Genomic DNA, 8,499 nt, shown 5'->3' on the forward strand with positions numbered 1-8,499 from the left:
GAATCATCGCCTCCGACTCCGAGTCGAGTGAGCTGGTCGCCTCGTCGAGGATGAGGATTCGAGGATCGGCAAGGATGGCCCGCGCAATCGAAAGTCGCTGCCGCTGGCCACCCGAGAGCTTCACGCCGCGCTCGCCGACGATAGTGTCGTACTTTTCCGGAAACCGCTCGGCAAACTCATCCACGCGGGCGATCCGGCAGGCTTCCATCATCTGCGCTTCGGTTGCGTTAGGACGGCTGAATAAAATATTCTCGCGGATGCTGCCGTCGAAGAGAAACGTCTCCTGCAACACAACCCCAAGCTGCTGCCGATAGCTGCTGAGCCGGATCGTTGAGAGGTCAACGCCATCGACCAGAATCTCTCCGGTAGATGCATTATGGAAGCCACAGATCAGCGAGATGATCGTCGACTTGCCCGAGCCTGACGAACCAACCAGCGCGGTCACGGTTCCCGGCTTCGACTCGAAGCTGATGCCGTGCAGCACCGGCTTCCCTTCCTCGTAAGCGAAGGTGACGTTGCGGAAGGCGATATCGCCGGCGATGACTGGCAGTGAGTGTGTGCGCGATGGCTCGGAGTCTTCCTGGCTTTCGCCGAGGATCTCGTTAGTGCGATCGAGTCCGGCGACGGCCTCGGTAAGCTGCGTTCCGATAGAGACAAGCTGAACGATCGGCGCGATCATGAAGGCGAGAAACATGACGTAGGTCACGTATCCGCCGGTCGTCAGGTGTCCAGCAACCACCTGATGAGCGCCAAGGTACATCACCAGCGCGCCGACGACGCCAAGCACGGCGGTGGATGCAAGCGACATCAGCGACTGCGCCGTGAGCGAGGAGATGACGTTCTGCAGCAGCCGGTTCGCTCCCGCTGCAAAAACATTGGCCTCGCTATCCTCGGCGTGATAGCCCTTGACGACGCGCACGCCGCCAAGGGATTCGGTCAGCCGCCCCGTCACCTCGGCGTTGATCTTGGCGCGTTCGCGGAAGATGGGTCGGATGACCTTGAAGGCGCGCTGCAGGATGAGGCCGAAGACGAGCAGGATGACGAAGGTGACCAGCGTCATCTGGACGCTGAGGAAGATGAGGAAACAGAACGCGAAGATCGCGGTGAGCACGCCGCCGACGAAGTCGACTACGCCGGTGCCGATGAGGTTGCGCACGCCTTCGACATCGGTCATGATGCGAGCGACCAGCGTTCCCGTACGGTTTTCGTCGTAAAAGGCGACGGGCAGCCGACCGATGTGCGCCTGCACCTTCATGCGCAGCTCGGCGATGAGGCGCTGGCCTTCTTTCGATAGAAGCTGTGTGAGCGCGTAGGAGGTGATGCCCTGAACGATGGTGGCGAGGACAACGATGCTGACGATCAGGGGCAGCAGGCTGAAGTGGTGAATCTCGACGAAACGGGCGAGGACAGGCGATTTGATGGGGTGCTTCCCCATAACGTTGTCGATGAGGTACTTCGTCGACGCAGGCAGAATAAGACCGCTGGAGCGGTTGATCACCATCAGCAGAAAGCTGCCGCCGAGCAGCACCTGGCGCGGCTTGATAAGCTGCCAGACCTCGGGCAGCACCTTCCTCAGCTTCGGCTTGGGACGCGCCGCACTAAGATCGGCGGCGACAGCGCGGCCCGTTCCCCGGGAAGGCCGGTCGACAGCCTTCATGCCGCCGCCGTATTTGGATGGACCGAAAGAAGCCATAGAAAAATACGCAGAACTCTACCTGTACCAGCTAGAGTTTACGCTTTTTAGATGGGAAGCCTACGCCCCTGGATTCAGACTTCTTTGGCGTCGGGCATTAATAAAGGACCGTACGCAGAACAGAACATAGAGCAGGCTAAGCAGCGACGTCGCCGACTTCTCGATGACCGCAGCAGGATAAGGAAAGGAGACACCGCGGCTCAAGCGAATGACGTCGATATCGGCCTTGATGAGGCTGAGGAACAGGAGCAGGGCGACTGTGACCGAGACGTGCATCCACAACATACGCTTCTTGGCATCATCGCTGCTGGCAAGCGCGCCAAAGATGACGAAGAGGATACCCGCGCCTGCAGGGATAAGCGCAGTAGGATGCGCGCTGCCGGTGTAGACAAATCCGGTAACGCCAACGATGATGAGCAGGATGCCGAATGCGATAGTCAACTTTGCCATAAGAGGTGTCGTGCTCCTTAATACACTTGAAAGTCCAGAATACCTGAGTCGTTTGGAAAGAGCGGCGGCTAGCACAAATACCGCCTCTCCTTAAGGCTGAACGACAATCGGCTGCGAGATCGTGGGCACGTAGTTGAACTGGTAAAGTTGCGTGCGTTTGCCCGATTCGAAACGATCGTTCCAGTCCAATCGATATTTCAGCGAACTGGAGTTTTCGGGGTAATGCTCACTCGCCGGATACGGATAAGACGTCATCTGATGAAACGGCATCTGCGCCACGGTAAACGGCAACGCCTCATAGAAGTCCATATCCTTGACGTAGCCGTTGGCGTAGAAGAAGTAGTCGCGCTTCCATTGCGCAGGCAACGGAGGCAGAGGAGCGGCGCTGAACTCAGCATCAATCTCTTCGCCACTGCCGAAGATGACGTACTGATTGTCGACCTTGTTGAGCAGCGGAGTTACACTGCCATACTTCGTATAGCTTCCTCGCTGCCACTGGAAAGGCCCGGTTGCGCTGATGTGGTCATAGCGATAGGTCAGGTCGCCCGGAGTCTTGCCCTCAACTTGCTGCGGATAACCACGGAAGTCGAGATGCGCTGTCGCTAAAGGCAATTCAATCTGCCTCGCGCTTTTTGCATCGTCCGCCCCATTGTCGACCAGGACCTGGTCCCAATAGATCTGCAAGTTGGTGGTGATACGAATGCGCCGTGTGCCAACCGGCAGCTTCCCTGTGAGGTCAACCACAATCGTTCTGGGAAGCCCTGCCGGAAAACCCATATCGTCTACGACGCGCTTCCAACTTCCATCCGGCATTTCCGCCTCGACAAACGGCGAGATGGGCTTCATGCCCGCTTGCCACGCGGCATACATCGAGCTGGCGCTGAAGTACTCGATATAGCCGCTCATGAAGAGGCGAAGTGGATTCTGCGGCGTCCACGCGCCCACATCGAGCGTGAGCGTATGCATGTTCGCATAGCCCGCGTAGCTTAGATTCGTGAAGCCGCGAACATAGTTGTGGTCGCGCTTGGCCAGAAGCGGAAGAACATCATGGCCCTGATCGTCCCACGCTCCAACCGGCAAACGCGTTGCCGGAGAAGCGACCACTGTTTTGCCGGAGGCAAAGGGACGCTCGTCGAGGAAGCGCTCATCAGGATAGACTTCGGTTCCTTCAGGATGGTCGATAGCGACGAGCCGCAGTTGATCGATGAAGTTGATCTCTTCCATCGGCTCGCCGAATCGGAGACTGAAAAGTCCATCACGCTCTTTGAGCTGTGCTCCATCCACCTTGATCCATTCGTCAGCATCGGCGTTATTCGTCGCAGTAGGCGAAACCCAATGGCCGATGACTCCAGCGCCGATAACGTCGGAGACAAACTGGTACTTGCTCCCATTCCACGCAAACAACACGGGACAAGAACTGCCTCGGCGGTCTAGCTCGGTAAGTGTCACCGCCTTGCTGGCCGTAACATCCAGCTCATCCTGCGGAACTCCTGTCGGCCACAACAGGCGGACAACATCCGCCTGTGTCGCCTGACCGAGACCAGCGATAATCTCGGTCGAACCTTGACCCAGATAGCCGGAGCTGCCGGCGATCTCGAATTTTTGCGATCTGCCATTGGAGAAGATCTCTACCTTGGTTCCAATCGCCGTTTTGTTGTCAGCGAGTCCAGCAAGCGTCAGACGTAAGGAGTGATTGTGATTTCCGCCCACATTGTGCAGCACAATCGGAGGAGCATCGAGTTGCGTGACGATCAAATCGGCCGCGCCATCTCCGTCGATATCCGCAGCAATGACAGAACGAGGATTGTGCAGCTTGAGTTGATCCGCGCCGACCGCGCGACTTACATCCTCGAAGCCCTGCGAGCCGCGATTGCGCCAGATGCGTAGCTCGGGTCCCTTGGCCGTCTCTACGATTGCGGCCAGATCGATCCAGCCGTCGTTGTCGATATCGATTGGCGTGAGTCCCCATGCGCCTTTGGCGTCTGTAAGAGGCAACGCCACCCGCTCAAAGCTCTTGCCCTCCACGTTGCGCCAAAGGCTAACGCCCGGAGCGCCCGCATGAGTGAGAGCAACATCCATCCATCCGTCTTTATTGAAGTCGAAGATAGAGATGCCGCGCGTAGCAGCAATACCGGCGTCTTTATAAAGTGGCACAACCTTGAAAGGGCCTTCGCGCCTGTTTTCAAAGATCGTTGGAGAACTGCTATCGCCGGTGACAACCAGATCGATCGCACGGTCGTTGTTCACATCAGAGATCGTGACTCCAGCCGTATGACCTTCGCCTGCGAGCCCTGCAGGTGCAGTCCACTCGGTAAAGGTGGAGTTGCCGTTGTTGCGCCAAAGGACATTCGGGCCTGAGCCAGAACTGACGGCAGAACCAGTTACGAAGAGGTCAAGGTCGCCATCGTGGTCGAAATCGACAAAGGTCAACCCCGCAGGGTGATTCAACTGCTGGATACCAACTGCTTTTGTCGTATCTGCAAACTTACCGTTCCCGAGATTATGGAAAAGAATGATTCGATCGCTCAGAGCTACCGCCAGATCGGGACGTCCATCATTGTCATAATCACCTACGGCGCAAGCTATTCCATAGCCACTGGCAATAAGTCCGGTCGTTTGCGCTGGAATCTCTTCCAACGCGCCATTCTGGAGGCTTCTATAGACGCGAATGGCGGAGTCGCCGTCACCCATGACGACAAGGTCTTTCTGGTTTGTACCGTCGCTATCGAGGATGCAGGCGCCGCCGCCCTCCTGATTGCCCGATGACGCGGAAGAGGAACCACTGGCTCCAGCAGCCTCAACAAAGCTCACTGGAATCATCGGGCCGACAGGTTGCTCCGCCACGCGCATGTTCTGCACCGTGGCGTACTCGCCCTGCTCACTGTAGGTGACCGCGAGTGGTGTGCCCACCTTGGTCTGCGTAATAACCTGAAAGCGCTTTAGGTGTTCGCGTGCTTCCGCAATCTTGCCTGAGCGCTGCAGCGCACTGGCCAATCCAAACTGGGCAGACGCATGCAGAGGATTCAGTCGCAAAGCCTCATTAAACTCCACGATTGCCTGATCGTAGTCTTTCAAGCTGCGGTAGAGAGAACCCAGGTAATAGTGACTGTCTGATTCCTCAGGGTTCAATTTGATGGCCTGCTTGAAGTCCTCCACCGCAAGGTCGGACTTGCTCTCCGAAAGATGCGTGAGCCCAAGGCAGTACCACACGCGCACGCTTTTAGGATCGACGGTTGTTGCCTGTTTCAAGACGGCCTCTGCCTCCGGCAGCTTGCGCAGGTAGAGCAAAGCGATGCCCTGGTTAAGCATCGGAATGACAGAAGCAGGATCGGCCTTGTGCGCCTCATCAAATTTTTGCAGCGCTTTTTCAGTAAACTGCTGACCCATGAAAGCGACGCCTACATTATTCAGCCGTGCTGCTGCGACCAAATTCGGTGACTGGTCCTCGGCCCGTCCGCACCGCGACGTAAAGAAAAACAGGCCAAGCAGCACAAGAACAAGGCCGTTACGCACACTGAGATCGCGCAGAAATCCGCGGCTGGAGGGACTATTTTTATCGAACATGGTCACGGCACATTGTAGAACACCTGAAGCGCGCGAATACAGGTAAAAGCGAATGCGGAAACCCAGATTCGGCGCGACTCCGCGCATTCTCCTGCTTCCGTTGCATGCCTCCCAGAAGAGCGTAAACTGGACTCAAAAGAATGCCCTCGCGAGGAACAACCGTGCATCAATACATTGAACGAGTCGTCGATCTGACGGAGCCTGAAGCAAACCAGATTTATAACCTGACCACGGAAGAAGCGACGCAGTTGCTGCTGGAAAGTCCAGCCGATGCAATGCGCGGGATCTCAGGATCGTTTGCCTTGCTCGCCAGATCGGGAAAGACTGTCAAGATGGCCAGGTCGCTTGACCGGCCGATGCGATATTTCCTCGCAAAGCGGCAAGAAGGGCCGGTGTTGATCGTCGCTGCCCGTATCGATGCCATTTACAACTGGCTCAAAAACGAGGGGCTCCATGAACAATTTCATCCCAGCTATACCAGGATGGTTCCGGCCCATCATGTAGTCGAAATCCAACTGGTTGGCTGCCCTGATCCGGACCCCGTTTATACGCGCTTCTTCTCTCCCAAGCTCGGCACGCTGCCGTCCGATCTCGATCAGATTGGAGAACAGTACATCGCGGCACTGGCGGAAGAGATCTCTGAATGGCTTAATCGGGTTCCTGCCGAAGAACCGATCGGCGTCTGCTTCTCCGGTGGTATCGACAGCGGCAGCGTCTTCCTCACGACCTATCACGTGATGAAGAAACTCGGCATGAGCTTGAGCCGCTTGAAGGCTTTCGTGCTCGACCTTGGCAACGGTCCTGATGTGCAACAGGCGCGCGCCTTTCTCGATGCCGTCGGCCTGGGACTCTTTCTCGAGCCAATCGAAGGAGACGCTTCCACTCTCGACGCGCAGGAGACGATTCGTATTGTCGAAGATTACAAGCCTCTCGACATTGAATCGGCGACTATGTCTCTCGCGCTCTGCAGAGGCATCCGGGAGCGCTATCCCGATTGGCGCTTTCTGCTGGACGGGGACGGTGGTGATGAGAACTTGAAAGACTACCCCATCGAAGAGAATCCCGAACTTACCATTCGTAGCGTCATCAACAATCAAATGCTCTATCAGGAAGGCTGGGGAGTAGGAAAGATCAAGCATTCGCTTACCTATAGCGGAGGGCTAAGCCGTTCGTACACCCGCACCTATGCTCCGGCGCACCACTATGGCTTCAGCGGCTTCAGTCCTTTCACCAGGCCGAACGTCGTCGCGGTAGCAGAGGCAATTCCTTTCATCAAGTTGACTGACTACAGCGTCGAGAAGCTTTATGAACTAAAGGGAGAGATCGTATCCAGGGGAATAGCGGCGCTGACTGGCTTACAGATGCCTGCCTTTCCAAAGCGACGATTCCAACATGGCGCGTTGCCTGAAGATGCTTTGCGTAGAAGGCTGCCATTTCGAGAAGCCGAGTATAGAAAACAATTCCTGTCGATCTATCTGTGAGGGCAATGTTGACGCCTTCTTATCCAGCCAGCGACATCGAGCGAGACAGATGGATACTCGCGCGGCGTCCGGCTCGCGAAGATCTGAATTCTCGACGTCCTTACGCGTATTTATTGGAAGAAGAATATTCAGCGGAAAAAGAAGTGGTCCCAGTGGCTACCGTATTTTTAACGAACCGCGAATGTCCCTGGCGATGCCTGATGTGTGACCTCTGGCGCAACACTCTCACAGAGAAGGTTCCGATAGGCGCCATCCCTCAGCAGATTGACTATGCCCTGACGCAACTACCGCCTGCGCGGCAAATCAAGCTTTACAACAGCGGCAGTTTCTTCGACCGTAATGCGATTCCTATCGAAGATTATCCAGCCATTGCAACCCGGGCAAATTTATTCGACAGGACGATTGTCGAAAGTCATCCAGCGCTCATCAACCAGGCGTGCCTCCAGTTTCGGGATATGCTTTCCAATCCGCTGGAAGTCGCCATGGGACTTGAAACGGCTCATCCGGAGATACTAGTCCGCCTGAATAAACGCATAACCCTGAACCAGTTCTCTGAAGCATCTCAGTACCTTCGATCAAATGGAATAGACCTTCGCGTGTTTATTCTCATTCAACCTCCATTTATGAAAGCGCATGAGGCACTCTATTGGGCGGAGCGCTCCCTGGACTTTGCTTTTGATTGCGGGGCAACCGTAGTTACCTTAATTCCAACGCGGTCTGGGAATGGCGCCATGGAGGAGTTAGCGCAGCTAGGCGAATTTTCTCCGCCACAGCTGGATATAGTGGAATCTGCAGCAAGCTATGGCCTGAGCCTCGCGCGTGGCCGCGTTTTTGTCGATCTATGGGATTTACACCTTGCTTCACCAAAATGCTCCTGTTACCCATTACGCATTGAGCGGCTACGTGAGATGAACCTTCGCCAATCAGCGTCAGACATGATTGATTGCACATACTGCAAGGGGCGCAGTTGAACCGAACCTTTGATATTGCGGTGGTGGGATCGGGCTTTGCTGGATCGCTCATTGCCATGATTGCGCGGAGATCAGGGCATTCTGTCGTGCTGTTGGAAAAAGACAAGCATCCGCGCTTTGCCATTGGAGAATCTTCAACTCCACTCTCGAACCTAATCCTCGAAGATATTGCTACCCGCTATGATCTGCCGCGAATCAGCCCGCTATCGAAGTGGGGTACATGGCAGGAGAGCTATCCGAAGATAGCCTGTGGGATGAAACGTGGCTTTACCTTCTATCACCACGATCTCGGCCATCCTCATACTGCCGATCCAGATCGGCTAAGACAGCTTCTTGTAGC

The 8,499-nt window shown here is 55.8% G+C and carries 6 protein-coding genes; 3 read left to right on the top strand and 3 right to left on the bottom strand.

Annotated elements, in window-relative coordinates; translation table 11 throughout:
* The 3 genes from VMU57_RS08130 to VMU57_RS08140 all read right to left on the bottom strand — a co-directional run.
* A partial coding sequence (locus VMU57_RS08130; RefSeq protein ID WP_325382269.1) for an ABC transporter ATP-binding protein occupies positions 1-1,657 on the bottom strand: 1,657 nt, incomplete at its 3' end.
* Positions 1,658-1,753: 96 nt separating this feature from the next.
* Positions 1,754-2,143, bottom strand: a complete 390-nt coding sequence (locus tag VMU57_RS08135) for a hypothetical protein (protein ID WP_325382271.1) — start codon at positions 2,141-2,143, stop codon at positions 1,754-1,756.
* A gap of 90 nt (positions 2,144-2,233) precedes the next feature.
* Entirely contained in the window at positions 2,234-5,794 is a 3,561-nt protein-coding gene (locus VMU57_RS08140) for an FG-GAP-like repeat-containing protein (protein WP_325382273.1), read from the bottom strand.
* Between the two features lie 74 nt (positions 5,795-5,868).
* Between VMU57_RS08140 and VMU57_RS08145 the strand changes: the two genes are divergently transcribed.
* From VMU57_RS08145 to VMU57_RS08155, 3 genes are all read left to right on the top strand, one after another.
* Positions 5,869-7,188, top strand: a complete 1,320-nt coding sequence (locus VMU57_RS08145) for an asparagine synthase-related protein (protein WP_325382275.1) — start codon at positions 5,869-5,871, stop codon at positions 7,186-7,188.
* A gap of 5 nt (positions 7,189-7,193) precedes the next feature.
* Positions 7,194-8,159 (top strand): hypothetical protein, encoded by a 966-nt coding sequence (locus tag VMU57_RS08150; protein WP_325382277.1) that lies wholly within the window; start codon positions 7,194-7,196, stop codon positions 8,157-8,159.
* On the top strand, positions 8,156-8,499 hold a 344-nt coding region (locus VMU57_RS08155), incomplete at its 3' end, for an NAD(P)/FAD-dependent oxidoreductase (protein WP_325382279.1). The genes VMU57_RS08150 and VMU57_RS08155, both read left to right, overlap by 4 nt.

The organism is Edaphobacter sp., from assembly GCF_035532915.1.
GTDB lineage: Bacteria > Acidobacteriota > Terriglobia > Terriglobales > Acidobacteriaceae > Edaphobacter.

What these genes read in the sequence shown, in the direction of transcription:
- VMU57_RS08135 (WP_325382271.1), bottom strand. Translation starts at nt 2,143, where the DNA reads ATGGCAAAGTTGACTATCGCATTCGGCATCCTGCTCATCATCGTTGGC.
- VMU57_RS08140 (WP_325382273.1), bottom strand. Translation starts at nt 5,794, where the DNA reads ATGCGCGGAGTCGCGCCGAATCTGGGTTTCCGCATTCGCTTTTACCTG.
- VMU57_RS08150 (WP_325382277.1), top strand. Translation starts at nt 7,194, where the DNA reads ATGTTGACGCCTTCTTATCCAGCCAGCGACATCGAGCGAGACAGATGG.